Below are 25,199 nucleotides of genomic sequence, written 5' to 3' on the forward strand. Positions count from 1 at the left end.
CGGCCGTACGGTCACCGCTGCCGGGCGCCCTCGCGCAGCCGTTCCGGATCGACGTCGCGCTCGGGGTGGCGGCGCAGGTACTCCTGCTCCAGCTCCCCGGTGCGCGTGGTGTGGTTCGCCAGCGCGTCGTCCGATCCGTGCATGAGCGTCTCCGTCCGCGTCTCGTGCATGTGCCGCAGCTCGCGGAGCAGGTCTTCCTCGGAGAGGTCCTTCGGGTCGATTCCCATCGTCATAGGGACTCGCCTACCCCGTCACCGCCCTCCCTCACCTTCCTCTCTCCCCTCCCGTCCCGCGCTGACGATCCCACCCACACCCGATTTCACTAAATTCCGTCAGATTTCATGACTCAGCCACATTGCGGGTATACCGCCGTCGCTTTACCGTCCCGGTATGGACCTCGAGCTTCGACACCTCAGGATCGTGCGGGCGGTCGCCGAGGCCGGGAGCGTCACCAAGGCCGCGACCCACCTCGGGCTGGCCCAGCCGGCGCTGACCGCCCAGATCAAGCGGATAGAGCGAGGCCTCGGGGGAGCCCTGTTCCGGCGCGACCACACCGGCGCGCGACCCACACCACTCGGCGAGCTGGTGCTGGCCAGGGCGAAGGTCCTGCTGCCCGCCGCCCGCGAACTCCAGGAGGAGGCGGTGCGGTTCGCCAACGCCGGCGGCACCGCGCCCAGCTACCGCCTGGGCTCCACCAACGGGCCGATCCTGGGCGGCCTGGTCGACCGGCTGGCCACCGAGTGGCCCTCGACACCGGTCAGCACCTGCACCTCGTGGTCGGCCAGGGAGCTCGCCACGATGGTCACGCTCGGCCGCCTCGACTTCGCGGTCGTCGGCACCTGCGGCGAGAGCCCGCCACCCCTGGAGGGCCCGGTGATGTGGCGGACGATCGGGCTGGACCCCGTATTCGTGCTGCTCGGCGAGAACCACCCGCTGGCCGGGCGCGAGGAGGTGGAGCTCTCCGAGCTGGCCGACGAGCGGTGGGCCGTCACCCCCGGCGACGGCTGTTTCGGCGACTGCTTCGCCGCCGCCTGCGCCCGCGCCGGCTTCACGCCCCTGACCATCTACGAGACCGACGTGGCCACGTGTCTGCACCTGGCCTCCGTCGGCCGCGCCGCCGTGCTGTGCCAGGCGACCTTCCAGCCGACCCCGGGGCTGACCGCGGTGCCGCTCGCCGGCGCGCCGCTGCGCTGGCGGCAGATCCTCGGCTGGCACCCGGAGGCGGCCCCCGCGCGGGTCGCGGACTCGGTCGCCGAGCACGCCAAGGCGGCCCACGCCGACGCGGTACGGCGCAACGCCTGCTACGCCTCCTGGCTGAGCCGCAACCCGCGCTTCGGCACCAGTCCCTGACCGGGCGTGTCACGGCGTCCACCCCGGTCGACCACAATGGTCGGATGAGCGAGGTTCTGACGCTGTGCGAGGGCGCGGTGCTGACGCACCTGGCCACCCGGGCCGAACTGGCGGCCGGTCGGCTGGCCGCCGCCGACGACCTGCGGCTGTGGGCGCGGCTGGCCGACGGCGAGGGGCTGCCGCTCGCCGGCGGCGGCCGGGTGCGCACCGTGGTCGAGGAGGGCGGGCCGTTCCTGGCCGGGCCGGCGGGCTGGCTGGCGGACGTGGCGGCCGAGGACGTCGTCGCGCTGCGCCTGCGCGGCGGCCGGCTGGAGCCGTCCACCGTGAAGCTCGACTCCTTTCCCGCCGACCGGGCGATGCTCGTCGCCCAGGAGTTCGGCGAGCGGGCGCTCGACGCGCTGCGCTCCTTCGCCGAGGGGATCGAGCCCTCCCCCGGCGTCCCGATCGACGCGGTGGTGCTGGAGCTGCTGGCCAGGGCCCCGGAGACCTTCGCCGACCCTCTCCCGCCGCTGGCGCCGCTGCTGCGGGGGGCCTCGCTGGAGGTACGGGGCGGCCGGGTGGGCGTCGTGGGCACCCCCTGGGACACCGGGTCGGTCGCCGGCCTCTCGCCGCTGGACATCATGCGGCTGACCCTGTCGCGCAGCGCGCTGCGCACCTACGACGAGGGGGCGGACCTGTCGAAGGCCGTCACGTACCTGTCGCGCTCACCGGAGGTGCTGGAGCGGATCGCCGACGAGGTCGAGCGCGAGCCCCTCTCCCCCCGGGTGCTGGAGGCGCTCCCCCGCACCGAGCCGGCCGCGCTGCTGCTGGCCGCCCGGTCCGCCGAGGGCGAGGGACGGTCGTTCGAGGCGGCCGGGCTCGTCGGGGAGGCGCTGTCCCTGGCGCCCGGCCTCGCGCCGGCCGAGCGGGACGCGGCCGAGTACGCCGCCTGCCGCACCGACCCCGGTGACCCGCTGCCCGCGCGGGCGGAGCACCTGTTCCGGCGGCTCGTCGCGTACGGTGACCGCCCGGCCCGCCGCCGCCTGGTGGACGACCTGGTGGCGCTGAGCGTCCGGGTGGCCGAGCCCGCCCTGGCCGACCTCGCGCTGTTCGAGAACGACGTGGTGGGAGAGTTCCTGGACGCGCGGGGCGTATGGCTGCGCGACGACGAGGTGGAGCTGCTGGAGTCCTGGCGGCGCACACCGCTGCGCCTGTGGGAGGTCCTGGGCGTCGAGGGGGAGGAGGTCACCCTGCGCGACGCCGGACCCGGGGGGAACGGGCCGGTGACGGTGACCGACGAGCTGCTGTCGCGCCAGGCCGTGCCCGGCGACCTGATGCTGACCCGGCTGCTGGGCGACGGCCGGGGACCGCGGGTCTTCGGCCACCCGTTCAAGGTGGCGCCGGAGCGGCGGGAGGAGATGCTGGAGCTGCTGACCGACCCGGTCGACCCCTACGCGGTGGCGGCCTTCTTCCGCCGGGCCCCGCGCCCGCCCGGCGCCCCCTGACGCGGGGCCGCGCGGCCGGCCGGACCGGCCGCGCGGCGGCGAGGAGCGCGTCGTCAGCCCTCGTAACCGCTCTCGCCTTCGTAACCCTTCTCGCCTTCGTAGGGCATCTCGCCCTCGTAGCCCTTCTGGCCCTCGTAGCTCTTCTCGCCTTCGTAACCCTTCTCGCCCTCGTAAGGCATCTCGCCTTCGTAACCCTTCTCGCTCTCGTAGCCCTTCTTGCTTTCGTTCTCATGGCCCATGTTCTCGTGGCCCATGTTCTCGTGGCCCATGTTCTCGTGGTGGCTCTTGTCCCAGTGGTGACTCTCGTCCCAATGTTGGCCCTTGTCCCAGCGGTGGCCCTCGTAGCCGTTGTCGCCCTTGCCGTCGCGGTCGCCGTACCCGCCGCCGTCACCGTCACCGGCTATGTACCTCTGGAAGGGCTCGCCGACGGCCACGCGGGCGGTGGCCGTGCCCGCCGCCGCGGGCTGGGCCGCCAGGGCGGCGGGGAAGACGAGGCCGGAGCCCGCCACGATGCCGGCGGCGAGAGCGTAGCTGATCCTGATCATGTGACCCCCCATGTCCGTTGGTCACGCCCGGGCGGCGCCCGGGCCGACGGGGCGCCGGGCCGGCCGCCGGGGTTCTCCCGGCGGCGCGGAGACGGCGTACAACTGGGATTCCACCCGGGCCGGAGCGGAAATCGGCGTCCTTCTCAGGAAAGGGGAAACCCTTGATCCGGCCGACTTACCATCCGGTAGCGGAGAATGACGGCGGGGACGGTTTTCGTCACGCTCGGTCAGCGACTCCGGAGCGAGGCTCGCCCTTCCGCGCCTTCCGTCGTCCGGCCGAACAGAACGGACCGGTAGATCGCCGCCGCCCCATGAGGCCGCCGTGCACCCCTCTTATGGCGAGGGCCGTACAAAAGTAACGATCATTTAGGCATAATGACGGGGAGAGTGGGCGTAAGTCGCCGTGGCCACGCGTGAACGAGGAGTGTTGACTGTGCGCATGCCGAGCGAGGCGAACGGTCCCGACGCGGGCGCGGGGGCGCTGCTGAAGATCCTGCGCGACGGTCAGGCCCGCACCCGGGCGGAGCTGGTGCAGCTCACCGGCCTGGCGAGATCGACGCTCGGGCAGCGTCTCGACGCGCTGGTGAGCCAGCGGTGGGTCGTCCCGGCCGAGGAGGCCATCTCCTCGGGGGGCCGCCCGGCCGTCGCCTTCACCTTCAACCGCTCGGCCCGCGTCGTCCTCGCCGCCGACCTCGGCGCGACCCACGCCCGGGTCGCGGTCACCGACCTCGGCACCGAGGTCCTCACCGAGCGCGCGGCGGAGGTGCCGATAGACCGCGGACCCGAGGAGACGCTTCGCTGGCTCCAGCGGACCTTCGAGGAGATGCTCGCCGAGAGCGGCCACACCGCCGGGGAGGTCTGCGGCATCGGGGTCGGCCTGCCCGGTCCGGTGGAGCACAGCTCCGGACGGCCGGTCAATCCGCCGATAATGCCGGGCTGGGACGGATTCCCCGTCCCGGAGTGGCTCGGGGAGCGGCTGGGCGCGCCCGTCCTGGTGGACAACGACGTCAACATCATGGCCCTGGGCGAGCACTGGGCCGCCCGCCCCGAGGCCGACCACCTCATCTTCGTCAAGGTCGGCACCGGGATCGGCTGCGGCATCATCAGCGACCGCCGCCTGCACCGGGGCGCCCAGGGCGCGGCCGGCGACATCGGCCACATCCAGGTCTCCCCCACCCTCGACGTCGTCTGCCGCTGCGGCAACCGCGGCTGCCTGGAGGCCGTGGCGAGCGGCGCGGCCGTGGCGGCCCGGCTGCGCGAGGCCGGCGTGGAGGCGACCGGGGGCCGCGACATCGTCCGGCTCGTCCGGAGCGGCAACACCCAGGCCGTCCAGCTCATCCGCCAGGCCGGCCGGGAGATCGGCGAGGTCCTCGCCTCGATCGTGAACTTCTTCAACCCCTCGGTGATCGTGGTCGGCGGCGACGTGGCCGAGGCCGGGGAGCAGATCCTCGCCGGTCTGCGCGAGGTCATCTACAGCAGGTCCCTGCCCCTGGCCACCCAGCACCTGACGATCACCGCCAGCGACCTGGGCGACCGCGCCGGAGTGATCGGCGCCGCCGTCATGGTCATCGAGCACGTCCTGGCCCCCGGCGCCGCCGACCACGCGCCCGGCCGCCCCTGACCGGCCGCGCCGGGCGGTGTTCCGATCGACCGGCGGCCACGGATCGTGGGACACTCGCCGCCCATGAACGCCGAAGTGATCCCGACCGCGCGCCTCACCCTCCTCCCGCTGGCGGTCGAGCACGCCGCCGAGATGGCCGAGGCGCTGGACGACCCCGCCCTGCACGAGTTCACCGGCGGCTCCCCCGCGACCGCCGGGGAACTGCGCGACCGCTACGCCCGCATGGTCGCCGGACCGCCCGGCGACGACGGCGCCTGGCTCAACTGGGTGATCCGCGTGACGGAGACCGGCCGCCTGGCCGGCTACGTCCAGGCCACCGTGACCCCCGGCCGGGCCTGGGTGGCCTGGGTCGTCGGCACCCCCTGGCAGGGCCGGGGCGTGGCGGCCGAGGCCGCGACCGCCATGGTCGCCTGGCTGCGGGAACACGGCGTGCGCTCCTTCGCCGCCGCCATCCACCCCGGCCACGCCGCCTCCGCGGCCGTGGCCCGCCACGCCGGCCTCACCCCGACCCCCGCCACCGTGGACGGCGAGATCATCTGGGAGTCCGCCTGACCATCTCTCATGGGCGGTAGGCGTCCCGACGGTGTTTGATCGCCTGGATCGTCACGGTCCTTTTGTCTTCATCGATGAGATAGACCACCCGGTAGGTGCCCCGGCGGGCGACATGCGGCCCCTCGTACGGCTCCTGGAGCGGTTTACCCACCCGCCACGGCTCGTCGGCGATCGCGCCGGTGATCAGCTCCCACGCCGCACCGGCCACCGACTCGGGCAGACCCGTCGCCAGGGCACGCCGGGCCGGTGGCGCGAGAAGGACGGTGTACCGATCGCTCACGCGCTCGCCCTGCCGAGGCGCGCCGCCATGACGGCGGTCATCTCCTCCTCGGACGTCAGGTCGCCCCTCGCCCCGGCGGTCTCCGCCTCCATCAGGTCAGCCCGCATCTCCGGGTCGGCGAGGATCTCCAGCGTTTCCTGCAGGGACTCCCACTCGGCCACGGACATGATCACCGCGTGAGGCCGTCCGTTACGCGTGATCGTGAAGTGGTCGTGTTCCCGGGCGGCCCGGTCGGCCAGTTCGGTCAGCCGGTCCTTCGCCTCGCTGATCGGAATCATCTCCATGATGAAACGATATCTTCTAGCCCGGAGATCAGCCAGAATTCCAGCCATTGGTGTCTGAGCCGTTCACCGGACCGGCTGGACGGCACCCTCAGCCGACCAGTTCCTCGGTGCGGCGGAGTTCGGCCTCGAACCAGGCGATGGTACGGCGCAGGCCCTCGGTGACGCCGACTTCGGCCCGCCAGCCCAGGCGGGTGGCGGCCAGGGTGGTGTCGGGGCAGCGCACGGCCGGGTCGTCGGCCGGGCGGTCGATGAAGCGGATCGGTGAGGCCGACCCGGTCAGCTCGATGACGGTGCGGGCCAGGTCGAGCATGGTGATCTCGGTGGGGTTGCCGATGTTGACCGGGCCGGGGAAGTCGCTGCCGGCCAGGGCGAGGATGCCCTCGATGGTGTCGTCGACGTAGCAGATGGAGCGGGTCTGGGAGCCGTCGCCGGTGACGGTGAGGGGTTCACCGCACAGGGCCTGGCGGATGAAGGTGGGGATGGCGCGGCCGTCGTGGGGCCGCATGCGGGGCCCGTAGGTATTGAAGATCCGCACGATGCCGGTGTCGGTGCCGTGGGTGTTGCGGTAGGCGGTGGTGAGGGACTCGGCGAAGCGTTTGGCCTCGTCGTAGACGCTGCGGGGGCCGACGGGGTTGACGTTGCCCCAGTAGGTCTCCGTCTGCGGGTGCTGCTGGGGGTCGCCGTAGACCTCGCTGGTGGAGGCCAGGACGAAGCGGGCGTTCTTCTCCCGGGCCAGGCCCAGGGCGTGCAGGGTGCCCAGGCTGCCGACCTTGAGGGTTTCGATGGGGTGGCGCAGGTAGTCGGCCGGGGAGGCGGCCGAGGCCAGGTGCAGGACGAGGTCGACGTCGCCGGGGACGTGGACGAACCCGGTCAGGTCGCATTCCAGCAGCCGGAAGGCGGGGCGGCCCAGGAGGTGGTCGACGTTGCGCGGCGATCCGGTCAGGAAGTTGTCCATGCAGATCACGGTGGCGCCACGGGCCAGCAGGCGTTCGCACAGGTAGGAGCCGAGGAAGCCGGCGCCTCCGGTGACCACTGCGCGTCGGGTGTTCATCGGACGGTCACCTCCAGTAGGTCGGTCGCGGCGTCGAGGACCTCCCCGACGCCGATGGTCAGCAGGACGGGGTCGGGACGGCCGGCGTGCGGGTCGCCGGGCGGGTGGCCGGGATCGCCGTGCCACAGGACCGTGTGGGGCCCTTCGGGCGGTCCCCACAGCGCGGGCGGCGTGGGTCCGAACAGCACGACCGAGGGCGTGCCGAACGCGCCGGCCAGGTGCGCAACGCCCGTGTCGCCGCAGACGACGAGCCGGGCGGAGGCGACCAGCGCGGCCAGCCCGGTGACGTCCGTACGGCCCGCCGCCACCGCCTCATCCGGCAGGCCGGCCGCGGCGGCCACCCGCCGGGCGAGGCCGCGTTCGGCGGCGGTCCCGGTGACCAGCACGTCGTGTCCGGCGTGGTGCAGCGCGGCGGCGACCGCGGCGAAGCGGTCCGGCGGCCAGCGCCGGGCGGGGTGGGCGGCCCCGGGGTGGACGATGACGGGACCCGGACCGGAGCGGGCCGGACCGGAAGGGGCCGGCCGTTCCGCCGTGGCGGACCGGTCCGGGGCGTGCTCGGCCGCGGACGGCGGCCTCAGGGTCAGGTCCGTGGGGTCGGCGGGGATGCCGTGCCAGGTCAGCAGGTCGCACCAGCGGACGCGTTCGTGCGCCTGGGCGGGCCAGGACGGGCCGGGCAGGAGGGGCAGGCCGGGGTGGGCGTGGCTGATCAGCCGCCTGGGGCGGGTGTCCAGCAGGGCGACGGTGCTCTGCGGACCGCTGCCGTGGAGGTTGACGGCCAGGTCGGGACGCTGGAGGGGGACGGGACCGGGTCCGGTGACGTCGAGCAGGTCGTCGCAGGCGCCGATGAGCGGCAGTAGGCCCGCCAGCGGGGCGGGGGCGGCGAGGGTGATGCGGTGGGCGGGGAAGGCGCGGCGCAGGGCGCGCAGGGCGGGAACCGCGGTGAGCAGGTCGCCCAGGCCCAGACCGCGCAGCACGACCATGACCGGCCGCCCGTCCCCGGCGGTGCCGCCGGGGGCGTCTCCGGGAACGGGCGCGGCACGGTCCGCGGGCGTGCCCGCTCCGGCGCCGGTCACGGCCATGAGGTCTCCGTGGCGGGGCAGACGACGAGTTCGCGGATCTCACAGCCGGCGGGCTGGGACAGGGCGAAGACCACGGCGGCCGCGACGTCCTCGGGGGCGTTGAGCCCGGCGTCGGGGCCGGGCCTGTACCGGTCGGGACGGTCGTCGAAGAAGCGGGTGCGCATGCCGCCGGGGACGAGCAGGGTGACGCCGACCCGTCCGGCGAGCTCGGCGGCCAGGGCGCGGGTGAGGCCGACCACGCCGAACTTGGAGGCGCAGTAGGCGGTGGCGTCGCTGAGGGCGCGCAGGCCCAGCGTGGAGGCGCAGGTGACGATCCGGCCGCCGGAGGCGGTCAGGTGGGGCAGGGCCGCGCGGATCGTCGCGGCGGTGCCGAGCAGGTTGACCGCGACGACCTTCTCCCAGGCGTCGGCGGGCACGTCCTCCAGACGGCCGCAGGCGTCGATGCCGGCGGCGGTGACGACCCCGTCGAGACCTCCGGCCGTCCCGGCCAGCTCGGCCACCGCCCGCTCCACCCGGTCACGGTCCGCCACGTCGGCCAGGACGTGGTCCACGCCGTTCCCGGGCGGGCGGACGTCGACGACCAGCGGCCGGCCGCCCTCCTTGGCCACGGCCTCGGCCACGGCCCGGCCCAGCCCGGACGATCCACCGGTGATCAGGATGTTCCCCAGCATGGACGTTCCCCCTCGGTCATCTGGCCGCCCTCGCGGCCGCGATCAGATTCGTCGTGGACCGGCCGGACACCAGCGGCAGGATCACGCTCTCTCCCCCGGTCCGGCGGACGGTCTCGGCCTCGGGCAGGTCCAGCGCCGTGTAGTCGCCGCCTTTGACCCACACGTCGGGGCGGAGCCGCTCGATCATCGCCACCGGGGTGTCCTCGTCGAACACGGCCACGGCGTCGACGCACTGCAGCGCGCGCAGCACCTCCACCCGGTCCCGCTGGCCGACCACGGGCCGCCCCGGGCCCTTCAGCCGCCGCACCGAGGCGTCGGAGTTGACGCATACGATCAGCGCGTCCCCCAGCGCCCGTGCCCGTCGCAGCAGGCTGACGTGCCCGGCGTGCAGCAGGTCGAAGCAGCCGCCGGTCGCGATCAGCCGCCCGCCGGTGGCCCGGACCACCTCGGCCACCTCCGGGGCCGTGCGCGGCCGGTCCCCGGGCGCGGGCGCGGGCGTCCGCACCGTCGCCGCCCCGCCGTTCTCCACGAACCGGGCGGCCTCGGCGACGCCGATCCCGACGGCCTCCTCCACCGGCGCGCCGGAGGCCAGCGCGAGCGCGGCGGCCCCGGAGAACCGGTCGCCCGCGCCGCAGGCGTCCGGGCCCGCCGAGCACACCGGCGGCGGCATCCGCGTGGACCGGCCGCCCCGCCGGGCCAGCACGGCGCCCTCCCCTCCCAGCGTGACGGCCACCGCCTCGGCGCGCAGCGTCCGGACGAGGTGGCGGGCCATCCGGTCGGGCGACAGGCGCGGCTGGGCGCTCAGCGTCCGGGCCTCGGACTCACTCGGGGTGACCAGCGTGCAGCCGGGAAGGGGCAGCGGTCCCCGCGGGTGCGGGTCCCACACCAGCGGCACGCCCGCCCCGCGCAGGAAGGGGCCCAGGACCTCGGAGACGCCGCGGCCGTAGTCGGACACCAGGACCGCGCCCGCGCCGCGGAGCAGCGACTCGACCTGCCCGGCCCGGCGGGCGTCGAGGGCCGGGTCCGCCCGGCCGTCACCGGTGTCGATGCGCAGCATGGTCTGCCCCCGGGCCCGCACCCGGGTCTTGGTGATCGTGGTGCCCTGCAGCGGCAGCCGGACCACCTCGACCCGGCCGGACAGCAGGCCCAGCAGGCAGCGGCCGGGGTGGTCGTCGCCGAAGGCGGCGACCAGGACCACCTCGGCGCCGCCCTCGGCGGCCAGCACCGCGGCGAGCCCCGCCCCGCCGGGGCGGCGGTGCTCGTGGCTGCCCGCCACGACCGGCACGGGGGCGTCGGGGCACAGCCGTTCGGCGTCGCCCTCGACGTCCACGTCGAGCAGCGTGTCCCCGATGACGACGATCGGCCGCGTGATCATCCGGTCGCCTCCTCCATCGCGTCCTCCACCGCGTCACAGAGCATGTGGATCACCGCGAGGTGCACCTCCTGCACGGTCGCGGTGTCCCCGGCGGGCACCGCCAGGACCTCGTCGCACAGCGCGGCCAGCGGGTTGGGCGCCGGGCCGGTCAGCGCCCAGGCCACGATGCCCGTCCGGCGGGCGGCGCGCGCCGCGGCCAGCACGTTCGGGCTGCGCCCGCTGGTGGACAGGCACATCAGCACGTCGCCGGGACGGCCGTGCGCCCGCACCTGGCGGGCGTAGACCTCCTCGGCGCCGAAGTCGTTGCCGATCGCGGTCACCGCCGAGGTGTCGGCGTGCAGCGGTATCGCCGCGTACGGTTCCCGGTCGGCGCGGTACCGGCCGACCAGCTCGGCGGTCAGGTGCTGGGCCTCGGCCGCCGAGCCGCCGTTGCCGCAGGCCAGCAGCCTGCCGCCGCCGCCCAGCACGGCCGCGAGCTTGCGGCCCCACACGGAGATCGTCGCCGCGTCGGCGTCCATCGCGCGGAGCGCGGTGCGCAGGCGCGACAGGTGCGGGTGCACGGTCATCCCCCCGCCACGGCGACCCGGGCCCCGCGGCCCGCGAGGACGTCCAGGTAGACCGACTCGGTGCGGGCCGCCACCCGCGGCCAGCCGTACCGGGTGACGGCGCGCCGCCGGCCGGCCTCGGCGAGCGACGCCCGCAGCTCGGGGCGGCCCAGCACGTCGAGCAGGGCCCGCGACAGGGCCCGCGGGTCGCGGGGCGGCACCAGCACGCCGCAGCCGGCGACGGTGTCGAGGTGTCCGCCGACCGAGGAGGCGACCACGGGCACCCCGCAGGCCATCGCCTCGACCGGGACCATCCCGAACGGCTCGTACCACGGAACGGTCACCAGCGCGTCGGCCGAGCGCATCAGCGCCGGCACCTCGGCGCGGCCGACGCTGCCCAGCAGGTGGACCCGGCCGGTCAGCCCGCAGGCCGTGGCCAGGCCGGCCAGCCGCACCGCCTCGTCGTCGCGCGGCGTGCCGCCGACGATGAGCAGCTCGGCGTCGGGCAGCCGGCACAGCGCCCGCACGACGGTGTCCAGCCCCTTGCGGGGGACCATCCGGCCGACGCAGAGCACCCGCGGCGCCGGGCCGCGCGGAGCGATCGGCCCGTCGGGGCGGAACAGCTCCAGGTCCACCCCGCAGGGCACCACGGCGATCCGTTCGTGGCCGACGCCCATGCGCAGCAGCTCGCTCACCTCGTCGCGGCAGGTCGCCACGATCGCGTGCGCCCGGCGCGCGATGTCGGTCTCGGCGGCGACGCGTCCGGGCGGGCTGGTGTCGGCCGGTCCCTGCCAGCGCCGCTTGACCACGCCCAGGGCGTGGAAGGTCTGCACGACCGGCACGCCGAGGTCCCGCGCCGCGGCGAGGGCGGCCAGCCCGCTCATCCAGAAGTGGGCGTGGACCACGTCGGGTGGCCGTTCGGCCCACCGCCGCGCCAGATGGGCGCCGAAGGCGGGCATGTACGGCAGCAGCTCGTCCTTGGGCAGGTCCTCGGCGGGCCCGGCGGGGACGTGCTCGACGGTCAGCCCGGGTCCGGCGGAGACGTGTTCCGGCTGGTCGGGCGCGGTGCGGCGGGTGTGCACGGTGACCTCGTGGCCCCGCTCGGCGAGGGCGGCGGCCAGGGCGGCGACGTGGACGTTCTGCCCGCCCGCGTCCACGCCGCCGACGGCCGCGAGGGGGTTGGCGTGCTCCGACACCAAAGCGATCCTCATGACACGACCTCCTTCACGCCTCACGGCACGGTCTCCCGCGCGGGCACCTTCGCCTCGGCCTCCTCCGCCGGCACCCTCACGGCCCTCTCCTCTGCCACGGCCCCCTTCACGGACGCCGTCACGGCACGGTCCTCTCCGCCGGCGCCCTCACCGCACGGTCCTCTCCGTCGGCGCCGTCACGGCACGGCCTCCCTCACGGGCGCCAGGCGGCCGACGGCCTCGACGACCCGCGCGGGCGACACCGACGACAGGCACGGGTGGCCGGACACCGGGCAGATCCGGGCGCGGCTTCCCGCGCACGGGGCGCCCTGGTCGCCGAGCAGCACGGACGGCACGCCGTACGGGGCCCAGCGAGCGGCCGGGACCACCGGGGCGAACAGGATGACCACCGGTGTGCCGACGGCCGCCGCCAGGTGGGCGGGGCCGGTGTTGGCCACCACGACCGCGCTCGCCCCGGCGAGCACGGCGGCCAGTTCGGCGAGGGACGTCCGTCCGCCGAGGTCCCGGACGGCCTCCGCGGTGTCCGGGACGACCCCTCCGGCGTCGGAGCCGCCCGTCCCGGCGTGCCCGGCGCCGCCTGCCACCCGCCGGGTCAGTTCGCACTCGCCCGGCCCCCCGGTGACGACGACCCGCCGGCCCGCGCGGACCAGCTCCCGGACCGCCTCGGCGCAGTGGCCCTCCGGCCAGGCCCGGGCCGGCGCGGAGGCGCCGGGGTGGACCACGACGTAGCCGGGCGGCCCGGTGAGGTGCGCGACCGACGGCAGCGGACGCCGTACGGCGAGCCGGCCGTCGTCGCCGGGCGGCAGGCCGAAGCCGGCGGCGCGGGCCACCGCGAGCATCCGCTCGGGTTCGGGTACGTCCACGGTCTCGTCCACGATGTGGCGGACGTCCAGCAGCGAGCCGGGGTAGTCCTCGCTGATCGCGGCGATCCGGGGCACCCCGGCCAGCCTGAGCAGCAGCGCCGGCGGCAGCGACGACTGGTGGAAGGAGGTGAGGATCAGCGCCTGGTCGGGGGCGATCTCCCGGATGAGCCGGATCAACCGGATGACGTGCGGGCCGGTCACCGGCTGCGGGTCGGGGTCGATCCACGGGGCCCGCCACTCCAGCACGCGGTCCACGCCGGGCAGCAGCCCGGCCGCGGCCCGGCCGTTGGGCCCGGCCAGCAGCACCACCCGGCGGGCCGACGCCGCGACGGCGCGGACGGCCGGACCGGCGAGCAGCACGTCCCCGGCGTTGTCGAGGCGGACGACCAGGACGGTGCCGGCCGGGGCGCGGGTCGCGGCGGTCGCGGCGGTCACAGTGGTCATGGTGGTCACAGCGGTCACGGTGGTCGCGGGGCGGGTCACGGCGGGCGTGGAGCGGGCCGCGTCGCCGTTCGCCGGGCCGCTCGCCGGGCCGTTCGCCGTGCCGTTCACGGGGCCCGTCACAGCCGGATCCGCAACTCGCCGTGCAGCCGGTGCGCGCAGGCCGCCGGCGGGATGAGCACGCTGGTGAGCAGCATCCGGCCGATCTCCGCGGGGGTGCGCGGCCCCGGGGCGATCCTGGCCCAGGCGAACTCGGCGGTCAGCGCCAGCCAGCCCGCTCCGGCCGCCGCCGCGGCTCCTCTGGCCAGCGCGCACGCCGGGCCCCGGCCCCGTTCCGGGAGGGCCGGACACCGGACCCGCCGGTCAGGTGCCCGTCCGGCCGCCCGGCCGCGGGCCGGTGCGCCGGGGCCGGTGATCCCGGCGATCATGGGCAGCGCGCCCGCGAGGAGCGCCAGCCCTCCGAGGCAGGTGGTCAGCGCGTGGCGGCGCAGCCGTCCGGAGCCGCTTCCGATGGCCGCCCGCCAGGCCGGGCCGTGCAGGTGGCGCATCAGCGCGTCGTCGGCGTTGCCGCGCTGGCGGCGCACGCTCGCCCACGGCCCGTCCTCGCGGACCGGATGGCTGGTGACGCGCTCGCCCTTGACCAGGCGGTAGCCGGCGGCCGTCACCCGCAGCGCGAGATCGGCGTCCTCCCGGTAGGCGCGCGGGAAGCGCTCGTCGAACCCGCCGACCCGCTCCAGCGCCTCGCGCCGGTAGGCCATGTCGGCGGTGATCCAGTGGGAGCCCGCGAGCCCGGCGGTGTTGCGCTCGTCGTCGGTCGGCCGCCGGCCCTCGGGCGGCGGCACGTGGATGCGGCCCTGGCTGCCCGCCACATCGGCGGGCAGGCCGTCCAGATCGGCGCGGAGCGCCTTCGCCCAGCCGGGAGCGGGCAGCACGTCGTCGTCCAGGAACACGATCCACGGGGTGTCCGCGGCCCGCCAGCCGGCGTTGCGGGCGGCGGCCGGCCCCCTGCCGCCCGAACGCACCGTCCGCACCCCGTCCGGCACCGGAAGGGGTTCGGCGCGGATGCCCTCCGGACGGTCGTCGGCGACGATGACGTCCAGGCCCGCGTCCAGCGCGGCGAGCGTCGCGGCGAGGCTCGGCCGGCCCACGGTCGGAACCACCACGGTGATCATGTGGCGAACACCCCCGTCCGGCGCACCAGGAACGGCCCCAGCGCCAGAACGTCCACCGGCGCCGACCCGAAACACTCCAGCGCGTCCCGCGGATCGTCGGCCATCGGCCGGCCCGCGGTGTTGAGGCTGGTGTTGACCAGCACGGGCAGCCCGGTGCGGGCCTCGAACTCCTCCAGCAACCGCGCCAGCAACGGCTCGCTCCCCGGCTCGACGGTCTGGACGCGGGCGGTGCCGTCCACGTGCACCACCGCCGGGATCCGGCTCCGCCACTCCGGCGCCACATCGTGGACGAACAGCATGTACGGGCTCGGCACCGGCCCCCGGCTGAAGATCCGTCCCGCGCGGTCGGCGAGCACCATGGGGGCGATGGGGCGGAACTGCTCGCGGCCCTTGACGTCGTTGAGCCGCTCGGTGTTGACCGCGTGCCCCGGATGCGCCAGCAACGACCGGTGCCCCAGCGCGCGGGGACCGTACTCGCTGCGGCCCTGGAACCACGCCACGATCCGGTCGGCGGCCAGTTCGTCGGCCACCGCCGCGGCCAGGTCCGCCGGCCGCTCGCAGGAGACGTTCGCGGTCCGCAGCCAGGCCGCCAGCTCCGCCTCGCTCCAGGACCGGCCGAGATCCGCGCCCGGCATCGGCGCGGCCGGCTCCCCCGCCGCCGCCGCCAGGTGCAGCGCGCCGCCCAGCGCGGTGCCGGCGTCCCCCGCGGCGGGCTGCACCCACACGTGCTCGAACGGGGTGGCCTCGGCGATGCGGGTGTTGGCCACGCAGTTCAGCGCCACCCCGCCGGCCATCGTCAGCACGCGCTGGCCGGTACGGCCGTGCAGCCACCGCGCCAGGTCCACCAGCACCTCCTCCAGCCTGGCCTGCACGCTGGCGGCGAGGTCGGCGTGCTCGCCCGTCCACTCCCGGTGCGGGCGCAGGGGTTTGGCGAAGGCGCTCCAGTCCACCGGTTCGGTGCGGAACCCGCCGTCCCCGGTGGGGTAGACGAGAGCGCGCAGCTCGGGCAGGAAGCGGGGGCGGCCGTAGGAGGCCAGCGCCATCACCTTGTACTCGTCGCTGGAGTGCAGGAATCCCAGGTGGGTGGTCAGGCTTTCGTACAGCAGGCCCAGCGAGTGCGGCAGTTCCTGGGCGGTGATGATCTCCAGGGAGCCGCCGCGATACGCGCCGGCCAGGTGGGAGACCGCCTCGCCGCGGCCGTCGCACACCAGGACGGCCGAGTCGGTGAACGGCGCGGCCAGGCCCGCGGAGGCGGCGTGCGCGATGTGGTGGGGTACGAAGCGCACCTGTGCCGCGTCCAGCCCCGGCAGCGCACCGGCGAGGAAGGACGGGGCGCGGCGGGCGTAGGTGGTGCGCAGCTCCTCCCAGCCCGGATCCTGGCCCGGCCCGCCGGGCACCACCAGGTCGGGGTCGTAGGAGTAGGCCACCGCGTCCAGGTCCTCCGGGCGCAGCCCGGCCCGGGCCAGGCACCAGGCCGCGGCCCGCTCGGGCAGTTCCCACGCCGAGAACGGCACCGGGCGCTTGCCGTGCTTGCGGCGGCTGAAGCGTTCCTCCTCGGCCGCCGCGACCACTTCCCCGTCGACGACCAACGCGGCGGCCGGATCATGAAAGATCGCATTTATCCCGAGAAATCTCATTGAGTCGCCTCTCGTGATGTAGTTACTTAACTACCGAGAGCAGCGCTTCTCAAAACGAACATTCCGGGAAAAGTGCCTCTAAGAGAAGCAAACATCACTAAACATCACTCTGTGGAGTTTTTCTCGTGGCCGACGGGCGCGGTGGGCCGCGCACGAGCCCGCCGGGCCGTCGCCGTCCGCCGGACGATGCGACCCCCGAGCGGGTCCACCGCCCGAGCGGGTCCACCGCCCGGGGGTCGCATCGTCCGAGCGGGTCCGCTCGGACGATGCGACCCCCGGACGGCGTCCCCGGGTCAACGTCCCTCGGTCCTGTCCAGGTCCCACGCCTCGGATCCGGCGACGCCCTTGCGGTCGTCGATCATCTGCGGCTCGGGGCCTTCCGTGTCGACGCCCTCCGGGGCCTCGGCTCCGGCCGTGTCCACCCGGTCGTCGGGCACCTGCGCCGGCGGGTTGTCGCGCTCCGGATCGGTCTCGGTCATGGGTGCTCTCCTGCCTCCTCGGAAGATCCCCCGGACCCGGACGCGGCGCGCCCGGCTTCCGGGAGGGCGTGGCCTTTCGCACGCGGAGGCTTCCCTATCCATCGGGCGGGCCCTTATAGCGGGCGGAGGTAAATATTGCGGAACCGGGCCGCCGCCCGAGCGGGAGGAAACCCGGCCGGCCCCCGTGCCGCCTACCGAAGACCGTCACACGAACGCCGAAGACCGTCACACGAGCGGGGAGAAGCCCGTCAGTCCCGCCGCGTCCCGGCCGCCGGAGGGGGTCGCCGCACGGGCAGGGAGAAACCCACGATCGCGATCTTGCGGATCACGGCCGTGAGCGCCGCGGTGGCGATCGCCGCCCAGGTCTGCGCCTGCGACAGGCGCAGCAGCCCCGCGGCGAGGAGGAAGTCCAGCAGCACCGCGACCGCGGTACGAGGCCCGGCGGCGGGCAGAGCCGCCAGCGCGGCGACCACCCCGGCGGCGACGATCAGGTTGACGACCGCCTGGACGATCTCTCCCATTCCCTGCACCACTGTCCTCTCCGACCTCTCCGTCCTCCCCGGCTCACCTGGCGGGCCCGGCGGCACCGTACCCGGTCCGCCGGACCCGGCGGGCTCCGGAGGGCGCCGGGCGCGGGGGCCGGGCGGCGCCGTACCTCATCGGCCGGGCCCTCCGGCGGATCCGGGCGCCGGGGGCCGGGCGGCGTCCACCGCGCGGCCCTCCCTTTCGATCTCCTTGCCGAGGAAGAAGTTCAGCGCCGTCCGGATGGTCGCGATCGCGGCGAGCTGGCCTATCTGGCCGAAGCTCGGCGCCACGGCCGTGCGCAGCACGTCCCCGGCGAGCTGGAACTCCAGCCCGAGGACGAGGAACCGCCCCAGGAACAGGCGTACGCTCACGAACCCCTGCTCCTCCCGCCGCACCGCGACCAGTAGGAACCGCACGAACGCCACGGCCGCGCCGGCGAAGATCACCAGCGCGCCCGCCGCCTCGACGAGGCGGACGAACAGGCTGACGACCTCCCGAAGCGTCTCCTCAGGCAGGAGTTCCGGCATGTGGTGCTGTTACCCGCCGCCGGGCACGCGGACCCCTCTGCGCCGGTACGGTCCGGTCGGTCCCGGAGCGTGAGTTCGCCGTCGCGCCGGGAGGCGTGAGATCGTTGCGCCCCATGAGCGGTTCGTTGACGATGCCCCGTGTCCTCCTGCTGGCCGTGCTCGCCGCCGGGCTCTCCGCCTGTTCGGCGGACGGCGGTGCGGCCGCTCCCCCGCCGTCCCCGGCGGTCTCCTCTCCCGCCACGGCGGAGAGCACCCCCGCCGGGGAGCCCTCGGCCTCCGCCTCCGCCGGGCCCACCTCCCCGGACGAGCCCTCGGACGGCCCCGCGGACGGTTCCGCGAAGCCGACGGCGGACTCCGACGTCGCCGCCCGGGATGACGAGGCCGGCGACGCGGAGCCGGCCATCTACCTGCTCGGCAGCCTCGGCATGAACCCGGCGCAGCCGGACACGCTGGACGTGCTGACCGGCGCCGGCGACACCCAGTCCGTCCCCCTCAGCCCGCAGGCCGTGGTGCTCGACCAGCAGGGCAGGATCTGCGACAAGGGGAAGGTGCCGCACCGCTGCACCGTGGGCCAGCTCAGGAAGGCGCTGGGCGCCCACAAAGCGGTCCGCGCCAAGGTGACGCTCAGGAAGGGGACCGCCGTGCTGGTCGAGGAGGTCACCGAGGGCTGACCGGTTCGAAAGGCCGGTTCCAAAGGCCGGTTCGAGAGGCCGGAGGACCGGGGGCGGACGATCGGCCCCGTCCGGGACCTTCCCGTCCGGGGCCTTCCCGCCCGAAGTCCTCAGGCCAGGCAGCGCAGGGCGTCCCGCAACTCCGGGTCGAGACGTCCCTCGGGCAGCCGGCCGACCGTGGCGTCGACGAACTCCGCCACGGGCAGTCGCTCGCTCCGGCCGTCCAACCGCACCGCGACCCGGTCGCCGTCCGGTTCGGCCCGGGCCGGGGAGTCCCGCTCGGTGAGGACGAACGCGCCCACCGCCGCCCGCCACCGGGCGCGCCCGCCGGCCTCGTCGTCCCCCACGGGCGCCCCGACGTCGTCGGCGTGGGTGGCGTACTCGGAGTCGTAGTGGAACGCCTGCAGGCCCACCGGGTACGGCCCGGCCATGGTCGGCAGCTCGGCATCGCGTCCCAGCTCGCGCATGCGCCGGCGCGTCTCCCCGTTGGCCCGGCGCCACTCGTCGAGCACCTCCTCGACGGGGACGTCGCGGCGGCGCCGTACGCACCATTCGTTGAAGCCGTTGTAGCCGCCGCCGACGCCCTCGCGTTCGAGCGTCGCGCGGAAGCCCTCCAGGTCGTCGTCCAGGCAGGCGTGGTTGTACATCTCCTCCCCGGCCAGGTGGGCGAGGACGTCCCGCACCGACCAGCCCCCGCACCGCGAGGGGCGGGCCCACCCCGCGGCGTCGAGCCCGGAGAAGAAGCGGTCCAGGCGGGCCGCCTCGGCGTCGAAGATGTCGAAGGGGTCGAGGGAGGCCAGGCGCGCCTCGGCGTTCTCCCGGCCGCCGCGCCCCGAAGTGTTCTCTGTGCTCATGCGGGTCCGGTACCCGTACGGCCCGCCCCCGAACGGCCCCGCCCGTCCGCCGTACGGCCCGCCCCCGAACGGCCACCCGTCCGCCGTACGGCTCGCCCTTTTGCCCGCGCGGAGGCTTGCCCGTGTCCAAAACGGGCACCCGGCTAGGACAGCAGTTCCGCGACGTGGAAGGACCCACCGGACATGGCCGACAGGCAGAGAGTCGTCATCGTGGGGGGCGGTTTCGCGGGGTTCACCGCCGCACGCACCCTCGCCCGCATGGCCCGGGGAGCCATCGAGATCGTCCTCGTCAACCCCACCGACTACTTCCTCTACCTCCCGTTGCTGCCCGAGGTGGCCGCGGGCATCCTCGACCCGCGCAAGGTCGCGATCCCGCTGGCGGGCAACTGCCCGGGGGTACGGCACCTGCTCGCCTCGGCCGAGTCCGTGGACGTCGAGGGCAGGCGGGTGACGTGCGTCGACGCCGAGGGCAACCGCCGCGACCTGTCCTACGACCGCCTGGTGCTGGCCGTCGGCAGCGTCAACAAGCTGCTGCCCGTCCCCGGGGTCGCCGAGCACGCGCACGGCTTCCGCAGCGTCGCCGAGGCCCTCTACCTGCGGGACCACCTGATCCGCCAGATCGAGCTGGCCGACGCCTCCGACGACCCCGAGGAGCGCCGGGCGCGCTGCACATTCGTCGTGGTGGGCGCCGGGTACACCGGGACCGAGGTGGCCGCCCAGGGGCAGCTGCTCACCCGCGACGCGGTCCGGCGGCGGCCGGGCCTGCGCGACCAGCCGATCCGCTGGATCCTCGCCGACCTGGCCCCGCGCATCCTGCCGGAGCTGGACCGGCGGCTGTCGGACACCGCGCAGCGCACCCTGTCCGAGCGCGGCGTGGAGATCCGCACCGGCACCAGCGTGGCCGAGGCGTACGCCGACGGGGTCAAGCTCTCCGACGGCGAGTTCGTGCCGACCCGTTCGCTGATCTGGTGCGTGGGCGTGCGGCCCGACCCGTTCGTGGAGTCGATGGGGCTGCCCACCGAGAAGGGCCGGCTGCTGGTGGACGAGTACATGAACGTCCCCGGCCACCCGGAGATCTTCGCCTGCGGCGACGCGGCGGCGGTGCCGGACCTGACCGATCCCGGCAAGTTCACCGCGATGACCGCCCAGCACGCCAGCCGCCAGGGCAAGCAGGTGGCCCGCAACGTCGCCGCCACCTACGGCCGCGCCGAGCGGAAGCCGTACCGGCACAACGACCTGGGGTTCGTCGTGGACCTGGGCGGGCTCAAGGCCGCGGCGAACCCGCTGGGCGTGCCGCTGTCGGGCCTGCCGGCCAAGGCGGTGACCCGGGGCTACCACCTGCTGGCCCTGCCGGGCGGCCGGGCCCGCATCGCGGGGAACTGGCTGCTGGACGCGCTGCTGCCGCGCCAGATGGTCCAGCTCGACCTCGTCCGGGGCGGTTCGGTCCCGCTGACCAGCGCCTCCCCTGAGCGGCCCGACGGCCTCAGCGGCCGCTGACCCGCTCTGGCCGCTGACCCGCTCTGACCGCTGACCCGCTCTGGCCGCTGACCCGCTCCGGCGGCGTGGCGGGCTCCACGCGCGGGCCACGGAGCCGTCCCCGCGTGTGACGGGCGACGACGGGGGCAGGGGCGGCGACCATGACGACGCAGTCTTACTGGATGGAATCGGCCCCCGGCCGGCCGCACGCGACCCTGGTGCAGGACCTGGAGGTCGACGTCGTGGTCGTCGGCGCGGGGATCACCGGGCTCAGCGCCGCCTGGGAGCTCCAGCGGGCGGGCCGTACGGTGGCGGTGGTGGAGGCGGGTCAGGTCGCGGGAGGCGTCACCGGCAACACGACCGCCAAGCTCACCGCCCAGCACACGCGGATCTACGCCCATCTGGAGAAGTCGGCGGGCGCGGAGGCCGCCCGGCTGTACGCCGCCTCCCAGCAGGCGGCGATCGAGCACCTGGTCGGCACGGCGCACGAGCTGGGGATCGACGCCGAGGTGGAGCGGATGCCCGCGTTCACCTACGCCGAGGCGGCCGACGGCGCCGAGGAGCTGTGCGCCGAGGCCGAGGCGGCGGCGCGGGCGGGGCTGCCCGCGTCGTTCGTCACCGAGACGCCGCTGCCGTTCCCGGTGGCCGGGGCGGTGCGGGTGGACGGCCAGGCGCAGTTCCACCCGCGCCGCTACCTCCTGGGCCTGGTCGACGCGCTGGTGGCCGGCGGCGCGCTGGTCTTCGAGCACAGCCGGGTGACGGAGCTGTCCGAGAGCGACCCGTGCCGCGTCACCACCGCCGACGGCGTCACCGTCACCGCCCGCGACGTGGTGGTGGCCACGCACTACCCGGTCTTCGACCGGGCGCTGCTGTTCTCCCGGATGGAGCCGAGCCGCGAGCTGGTCGTGGCGGCGGCCGTGCCCGCGGACCGGGCGCCCGAGGGCATGTTCGTCACCACCGAGGACAACACCCGCTCGGTCCGCACCGCCCCGTACGGCGAGGGCCGCCGGCTGCTGATCGTCACCGGCGAGGCGTTCAAGCCCGGCGCCGGGAGGGTCGGCGACCGCTTCGCCCGGCTCGCCTCCTGGATGGCCGACCGGTTCGGCGCCGAGCAGGTCTCCCACCGGTGGGCGGCCCAGGACGACCACACCACCGACCGGCTGCCGTTCGTCGGCCTCCTGCACCCGGGGGCCCGGCACGCCTACGTCGCCACCGGGTTCGGCGGGTGGGGCATGAGCAACGGGGTCATGGCGGGGCGGCTGCTGGCCGAGCTGATCACCGGGGGCGACTCCCCCTGGGCCGGGCTGTACGACCCCCGCCGGCTGCATCCGGTGCGCGAGGCGGGCGCGGCGCTGCGCATGCAGGCCACGGTGGCGCGGCACTTCGTCGCCGACCGCTTCGGCGCGGGACCTGCCGGGGACGCCGAGGCCCTCCGGCCGGGCGAGAGCGCGGTGCTCAAGATCGGCGGGGAGCGGTGCGCCGTCCACCGGGACGACGCCGGCCGCCTGCACGCCGTGTCCGCGGTGTGCACCCACATGGGATGCGTGGTGGGGTTCAACGACGCCGAGCGCGCCTGGGAGTGCCCCTGCCACGGCTCGCGCTTCGGCGTGGACGGCGAGGTCCTGCAGGGACCGGCCACCGAACCGCTGGCCCCGGTCGAGGGCCTCGCGACCGGCCCCGAAGCCGGTCCGCCGTACGGCTCCGCGGGTGCGGGCGGGTCTCAGCCCTCGGCGCCGAGCCACAGGTCGGGGCCGAAGACCTCGTAGTGGACGTCCCGCGCCGCCACGCCCGCGCCGATCAGCGCCGAGCGCGTCACCCGCATGAAGGGCAGCGGGCCGCACAGGTAGACGGTCGCCCCCTCGGGGATCTCCACCCCGGCGAGGTCCATCCACCCGGAGCGCTCCCCGTCGGCCGCGCCGTCCTCGTACCAGAGGATCCGCGTCGCGTCCGGCAGCGCGGCGACCAGCCGCTCGGTGTCCTCGCGCAGCGCGTGGTCGGCCGGGGAGCGGTCGGCGTGCAGTACCAGCACGCGCCGCGTGGAGCCGGTGCCGACCAGGTGCTCCAGCATCGCGACCATGGGGGTGCAGCCGATGCCGGCCGAGGCGAGCACGAGCGGGGCGTCGCCGTCCTCCAGGGCCACGTCGCCGAAGGGCGTCGTCAGGGTGAGCTCGTCCCCCTCGCGGACGGTGGCGTGCAGGAGGTTCGAGACCTCGCCGTCCGGGCCACCCTCACCGCGCACCCGCTTGACGGTGATGCGCCGGATGCCGTCGGAGTCCGTGCCGGACAGGCTGTACTGGCGGAGCTGGCGCACGCCGTCGGGCATGCGCGCCTCGACGCTGACGTACTGGCCGGGACGGGCGGGCGGGATCGGCCCGCCGTCGGCCGGGCGCAGCAGGAAGGAGACCACGTCGGGCGTCTCCTCGCGGCGCCCGACGACGCGCCACTGACGCCGGCTGTCGCCGTCGGCGATGCCCGCCTCGCCGTAGAGGCGGGCCTCCATGGCGATCAGCGAGCCGGCCATCAGCCAGTACACCTCGTCCCAGGCCGCGGCGACGTCCGGGGTGACGGCGTCGCCCAGCACCTCGGCGATCGCGCCGAAGAGGTACTTGTGGACGATCACGTACTGGTCGTCGGTGACCCCGAGCGAGGTGTGCTTGTGGGCGATGCGGGCCAGCAGCGCGTCGGGGCGCTCACCGGGGTTGTCCAGCAGCATCGTGGCGAACGCGGCGATGGAGCCGGCCAGGGCGCGGCGCTGCGCTCCGCTGGCCTGGTTGCCGCGGTTGAACAGGCCGTCGAGCAGTTCCGGCCGGTCGGCGAACATCGAGTCATAGAACCGGGCGGTGATGTCGTCGAGCGATGCTCCGATGACCGGCAGCGTGCTGCGGACGATCGCTGCGGACTCCGCGGACAGCATGTGACCTCCTACGACAGGTACGGGGGAGACGCGGCCAACTTAATTTGCATCTCACATACATATTAAAGACCGCGTTGCCGCCCCTCCCCCGGTGCCGGAAGTCACCCGTCATAGGGCCTAAAGTCACATCATCCGAAAACCCGCTGTTCAGCGGGGTTCCGCAAGGGCGATGTCCCCACCGGGACGTCAGACTGTGGCGGAAGACACGCCCGGCGTCACCCCGGAGGACCCCTCGAACGGCGTCCCGGGCACCACACCGGCCTCCGTTCCGGACGCGACCTCGCGCGGCACCCCTTCGGACGCGACCTCGCGCGTCGCCCCTTCGGACGCGACCTCGCGCGGCGCCCCGGACGGCTCGCCGGACGACACCCTCGGCGGCAGCAGGTCGATCAGCACCGGGCCGGTCGGCTCCGCCACCAGGTCGTCGATCGTGATCGGGTCGAGCGCGGCGTAGAACGCCTCCCTGGCCCGCGCCAGCGCCCCCCGCAGCCGGCACGCGGCCCGCAGCGGGCAGGGCACCGCGTCCTCGCAGCCCGCCACGTCGCCGTCCCCCTCCAGCGCGCGGACGATGGCGCCGACCGACGCCCGGTGACCCGCCCCGGTCAGCCGCAGCCCTCCCCCGCGCCCGCGCCGGGTGTCCACCAGCCCCATCTCGCTCAGCCGCGCCACCGCCTTGGCCGCGTGGGTGTACGGCACGGCCAGCACCTCGGCGACCGACCGGGTGGTGGGCTGCTCCTCGCCGTCCGCCACGGCCAGCCGCATCACGATGCGGAGCGAGATGTCGGTGAAGGCGGTCAGACGCATGCAATCACGGTATTCCGTCCCACCGGCTCCGACGACCGGCCGGGACGGCGGGACTCCGGGCCCGCCGCGGGGCGAACCGCGAGGCGGCATGAACACCGCGGGTGGACCGGCCGGACGCCCCTCACGGGTGGTGGACGCGACCGGCGCCGGCGGCATGGCGCTCCCCGCCGGCATGGCTTCCGCCGACATGCGGTGAGTACGGCTACGCGGCCCTGCCCATGTTCCTGATCCGGGCCGCCAGGGAGGCGGGATCGCTCCCGACCTGGACCACGATGCGGTCGAGCGGGCCTTCGCTCAGCTCCAGCCGGAGCGCCGCCCCGTCGCGCCCGGTCAGCCAGTACGACACTCCATCCGGTCCGGAGAAGGTGCCCGCCGTCAGGCCGGGGAACGACGTGGCGACGAAACGCATGCCGGGTGGATTCAGGCCGCCGATGTCCAGCACGGAGGCCCAGGCGATCGCGTCCGCGGGGACACGGATGCTCCAGCGGAACGAAAGGACCTTGAAAATGCCCCGCGGCCTGATCAGGATCTCCCTCCCCGACACCGTCACATCGGCCAGATCACCGTCCCTGGCGTGCAGCACGCCGTACAGGATCAGTGCGAGCAGGACCACGATGGGGAACAGCGCGGTGAGCAGGTCTGCGGCCACCCGTCCATCCTCATACCGCGCCGATCACCGGTCCAGTGGCCCGACGGCGCCCTCCGTCCACCGGTGACCCGGTCGGCGAACCGGATCCCCGTTCCCATGTCGGGGAAACTCATGTGCTCGACAACGCCGTGACCACCCG

26 protein-coding genes and 1 pseudogene are annotated in these 25,199 nt (G+C 75.0%); 7 read left to right on the plus strand and 20 right to left on the minus strand.

Annotation, left to right across the window (positions count from 1 at the left end; translation table 11 throughout):
- Positions 1-11 precede the first annotated feature (11 nt).
- On the minus strand, positions 12-233 hold the full coding sequence (locus IEZ10_RS02105; protein ID WP_189244703.1) for a DUF6158 family protein: 222 nt from the start codon (positions 231-233) through the stop codon (positions 12-14).
- A 157-nt stretch (positions 234-390) separates the two neighbouring features.
- On the opposite strand from IEZ10_RS02105, the gene IEZ10_RS02110 reads away from it, so the two are divergent.
- Both IEZ10_RS02110 and IEZ10_RS02115 read left to right on the plus strand, forming a co-directional pair.
- Positions 391-1,350: a LysR family transcriptional regulator gene (locus IEZ10_RS02110; protein ID WP_189244704.1), complete on the plus strand. Its 960-nt coding sequence runs from the start codon at positions 391-393 to the stop codon at positions 1,348-1,350.
- A 44-nt stretch (positions 1,351-1,394) separates the two neighbouring features.
- Complete coding sequence (locus tag IEZ10_RS02115; RefSeq protein WP_189244705.1) at positions 1,395-2,834, plus strand: hypothetical protein; 1,440 nt, start codon at positions 1,395-1,397, stop codon at positions 2,832-2,834.
- A gap of 53 nt (positions 2,835-2,887) precedes the next feature.
- Here the strand turns inward: IEZ10_RS02115 and IEZ10_RS02120 are convergent, their stop codons facing one another.
- Positions 2,888-3,379 (minus strand): hypothetical protein, encoded by a 492-nt coding sequence (locus tag IEZ10_RS02120; RefSeq protein ID WP_189244706.1) that lies wholly within the window; start codon positions 3,377-3,379, stop codon positions 2,888-2,890.
- A gap of 439 nt (positions 3,380-3,818) precedes the next feature.
- Between IEZ10_RS02120 and IEZ10_RS02125 the strand changes: the two genes are divergently transcribed.
- Complete coding sequence (locus tag IEZ10_RS02125) at positions 3,819-5,000, plus strand: ROK family protein (RefSeq protein ID WP_189245065.1); 1,182 nt, start codon at positions 3,819-3,821, stop codon at positions 4,998-5,000.
- Positions 5,001-5,063: 63 nt separating this feature from the next.
- Positions 5,064-5,552 carry a GNAT family N-acetyltransferase gene (locus tag IEZ10_RS02130; protein WP_189244707.1) on the plus strand — a complete coding sequence of 163 codons (489 nt, stop codon included), beginning with the start codon at positions 5,064-5,066 and terminating at the stop codon, positions 5,550-5,552.
- 7 nt (positions 5,553-5,559) lie between these two features.
- Here IEZ10_RS02130 and IEZ10_RS02135 read toward each other — a convergent pair whose 3' ends face one another.
- From IEZ10_RS02135 to IEZ10_RS02200, 14 genes are all read right to left on the minus strand, one after another.
- Positions 5,560-5,832, minus strand: a complete 273-nt coding sequence (locus IEZ10_RS02135; protein WP_189244708.1) for a type II toxin-antitoxin system RelE family toxin — start codon at positions 5,830-5,832, stop codon at positions 5,560-5,562.
- Positions 5,829-6,116, minus strand: coding sequence for a type II toxin-antitoxin system Phd/YefM family antitoxin (locus IEZ10_RS02140; RefSeq protein WP_189244709.1), 288 nt, complete (start codon positions 6,114-6,116; stop codon positions 5,829-5,831). The genes IEZ10_RS02135 and IEZ10_RS02140 overlap by 4 nt, the downstream gene beginning before the upstream one ends.
- An 88-nt stretch (positions 6,117-6,204) precedes the next feature.
- Positions 6,205-7,167: a UDP-glucuronic acid decarboxylase family protein gene (locus IEZ10_RS02145; RefSeq protein ID WP_189244710.1), complete on the minus strand. Its 963-nt coding sequence runs from the start codon at positions 7,165-7,167 to the stop codon at positions 6,205-6,207.
- The gene (locus tag IEZ10_RS02150; protein WP_229810854.1) at positions 7,164-8,246 is read right to left on the minus strand and encodes a glycosyltransferase family 9 protein; all 1,083 of its coding nucleotides are present in this window, start codon (positions 8,244-8,246) and stop codon (positions 7,164-7,166) included. Before IEZ10_RS02150 ends, IEZ10_RS02145 begins: the two co-directional genes overlap by 4 nt.
- Positions 8,237-8,917 carry an SDR family oxidoreductase gene (locus tag IEZ10_RS02155; RefSeq protein WP_189244711.1) on the minus strand — a complete coding sequence of 227 codons (681 nt, stop codon included), beginning with the start codon at positions 8,915-8,917 and terminating at the stop codon, positions 8,237-8,239. Before IEZ10_RS02155 ends, IEZ10_RS02150 begins: the two co-directional genes overlap by 10 nt.
- Before the next feature lie 16 nt (positions 8,918-8,933).
- Entirely contained in the window at positions 8,934-10,292 is a 1,359-nt protein-coding gene (gene rfaE2 / locus IEZ10_RS02160) for a D-glycero-beta-D-manno-heptose 1-phosphate adenylyltransferase (RefSeq protein ID WP_189244712.1), read from the minus strand.
- A complete protein-coding gene (locus IEZ10_RS02165; RefSeq protein ID WP_229810924.1) occupies positions 10,289-10,852 on the minus strand; it encodes a D-sedoheptulose-7-phosphate isomerase in 564 nt (187 codons plus the stop codon). The genes rfaE2 and IEZ10_RS02165 overlap by 4 nt, the downstream gene beginning before the upstream one ends.
- A gap of 2 nt (positions 10,853-10,854) precedes the next feature.
- Positions 10,855-12,048, minus strand: coding sequence for a glycosyltransferase (locus IEZ10_RS02170; RefSeq protein ID WP_189244714.1), 1,194 nt, complete (start codon positions 12,046-12,048; stop codon positions 10,855-10,857).
- Between the two features lie 176 nt (positions 12,049-12,224).
- A complete protein-coding gene (locus tag IEZ10_RS02175) occupies positions 12,225-13,355 on the minus strand; it encodes a glycosyltransferase family 9 protein (protein WP_189245067.1) in 1,131 nt (376 codons plus the stop codon).
- A 116-nt stretch (positions 13,356-13,471) separates the two neighbouring features.
- Complete coding sequence (locus IEZ10_RS02180) at positions 13,472-14,524, minus strand: glycosyltransferase family 2 protein (protein WP_189244715.1); 1,053 nt, start codon at positions 14,522-14,524, stop codon at positions 13,472-13,474.
- The gene (locus IEZ10_RS02185; protein WP_189244716.1) at positions 14,521-16,161 is read right to left on the minus strand and encodes a carbamoyltransferase family protein; all 1,641 of its coding nucleotides are present in this window, start codon (positions 16,159-16,161) and stop codon (positions 14,521-14,523) included. The genes IEZ10_RS02180 and IEZ10_RS02185 overlap by 4 nt, the downstream gene beginning before the upstream one ends.
- Before the next feature lie 293 nt (positions 16,162-16,454).
- A complete protein-coding gene (locus IEZ10_RS02190) occupies positions 16,455-16,640 on the minus strand; it encodes a hypothetical protein (RefSeq protein ID WP_189244717.1) in 186 nt (61 codons plus the stop codon).
- A 248-nt stretch (positions 16,641-16,888) separates the two neighbouring features.
- A complete protein-coding gene (locus IEZ10_RS02195) occupies positions 16,889-17,161 on the minus strand; it encodes a hypothetical protein (protein ID WP_189244718.1) in 273 nt (90 codons plus the stop codon).
- 135 nt (positions 17,162-17,296) lie between these two features.
- Positions 17,297-17,692 (minus strand): DUF1622 domain-containing protein, encoded by a 396-nt coding sequence (locus tag IEZ10_RS02200; RefSeq protein ID WP_189244719.1) that lies wholly within the window; start codon positions 17,690-17,692, stop codon positions 17,297-17,299.
- Positions 17,693-17,805: 113 nt separating this feature from the next.
- On the opposite strand from IEZ10_RS02200, the gene IEZ10_RS02205 reads away from it, so the two are divergent.
- Positions 17,806-18,363, plus strand: a complete 558-nt coding sequence (locus tag IEZ10_RS02205; RefSeq protein WP_189244720.1) for a hypothetical protein — start codon at positions 17,806-17,808, stop codon at positions 18,361-18,363.
- Between the two features lie 110 nt (positions 18,364-18,473).
- On the opposite strand, the gene IEZ10_RS02210 is transcribed toward IEZ10_RS02205, so the two are convergent.
- Complete coding sequence (locus tag IEZ10_RS02210; protein WP_189244721.1) at positions 18,474-19,217, minus strand: maleylpyruvate isomerase family mycothiol-dependent enzyme; 744 nt, start codon at positions 19,215-19,217, stop codon at positions 18,474-18,476.
- Positions 19,218-19,400: 183 nt separating this feature from the next.
- Here IEZ10_RS02210 and IEZ10_RS02215 point away from each other — a divergent pair, with 183 nt between their 5' ends.
- Positions 19,401-20,714 (plus strand): NAD(P)/FAD-dependent oxidoreductase, encoded by a 1,314-nt coding sequence (locus tag IEZ10_RS02215; RefSeq protein ID WP_189244722.1) that lies wholly within the window; start codon positions 19,401-19,403, stop codon positions 20,712-20,714.
- 140 nt (positions 20,715-20,854) lie between these two features.
- Positions 20,855-22,459, plus strand: coding sequence for an FAD-dependent oxidoreductase (locus IEZ10_RS02220; RefSeq protein WP_189244723.1), 1,605 nt, complete (start codon positions 20,855-20,857; stop codon positions 22,457-22,459).
- Here the strand turns inward: IEZ10_RS02220 and IEZ10_RS02225 are convergent.
- From IEZ10_RS02225 to IEZ10_RS02235, 3 genes and pseudogenes are all read right to left on the minus strand, one after another.
- A complete protein-coding gene (locus tag IEZ10_RS02225) occupies positions 22,414-23,607 on the minus strand; it encodes a globin domain-containing protein (RefSeq protein WP_189244724.1) in 1,194 nt (397 codons plus the stop codon). The genes IEZ10_RS02220 and IEZ10_RS02225 overlap by 46 nt on opposite strands.
- 372 nt (positions 23,608-23,979) lie before the next feature.
- A pseudogene (locus IEZ10_RS02230) lies at positions 23,980-24,411 on the minus strand (RrF2 family transcriptional regulator); the annotation flags it as partial.
- Positions 24,412-24,613: 202 nt separating this feature from the next.
- Positions 24,614-25,060 (minus strand): hypothetical protein, encoded by a 447-nt coding sequence (locus tag IEZ10_RS02235; protein WP_189244726.1) that lies wholly within the window; start codon positions 25,058-25,060, stop codon positions 24,614-24,616.
- Between the last annotated feature and the right edge of the window lie 139 nt (positions 25,061-25,199).

The organism is Streptosporangium pseudovulgare (assembly GCF_014648055.1).
Classification (GTDB): Bacteria; Actinomycetota; Actinomycetes; order Streptosporangiales; family Streptosporangiaceae; genus Streptosporangium; species Streptosporangium pseudovulgare.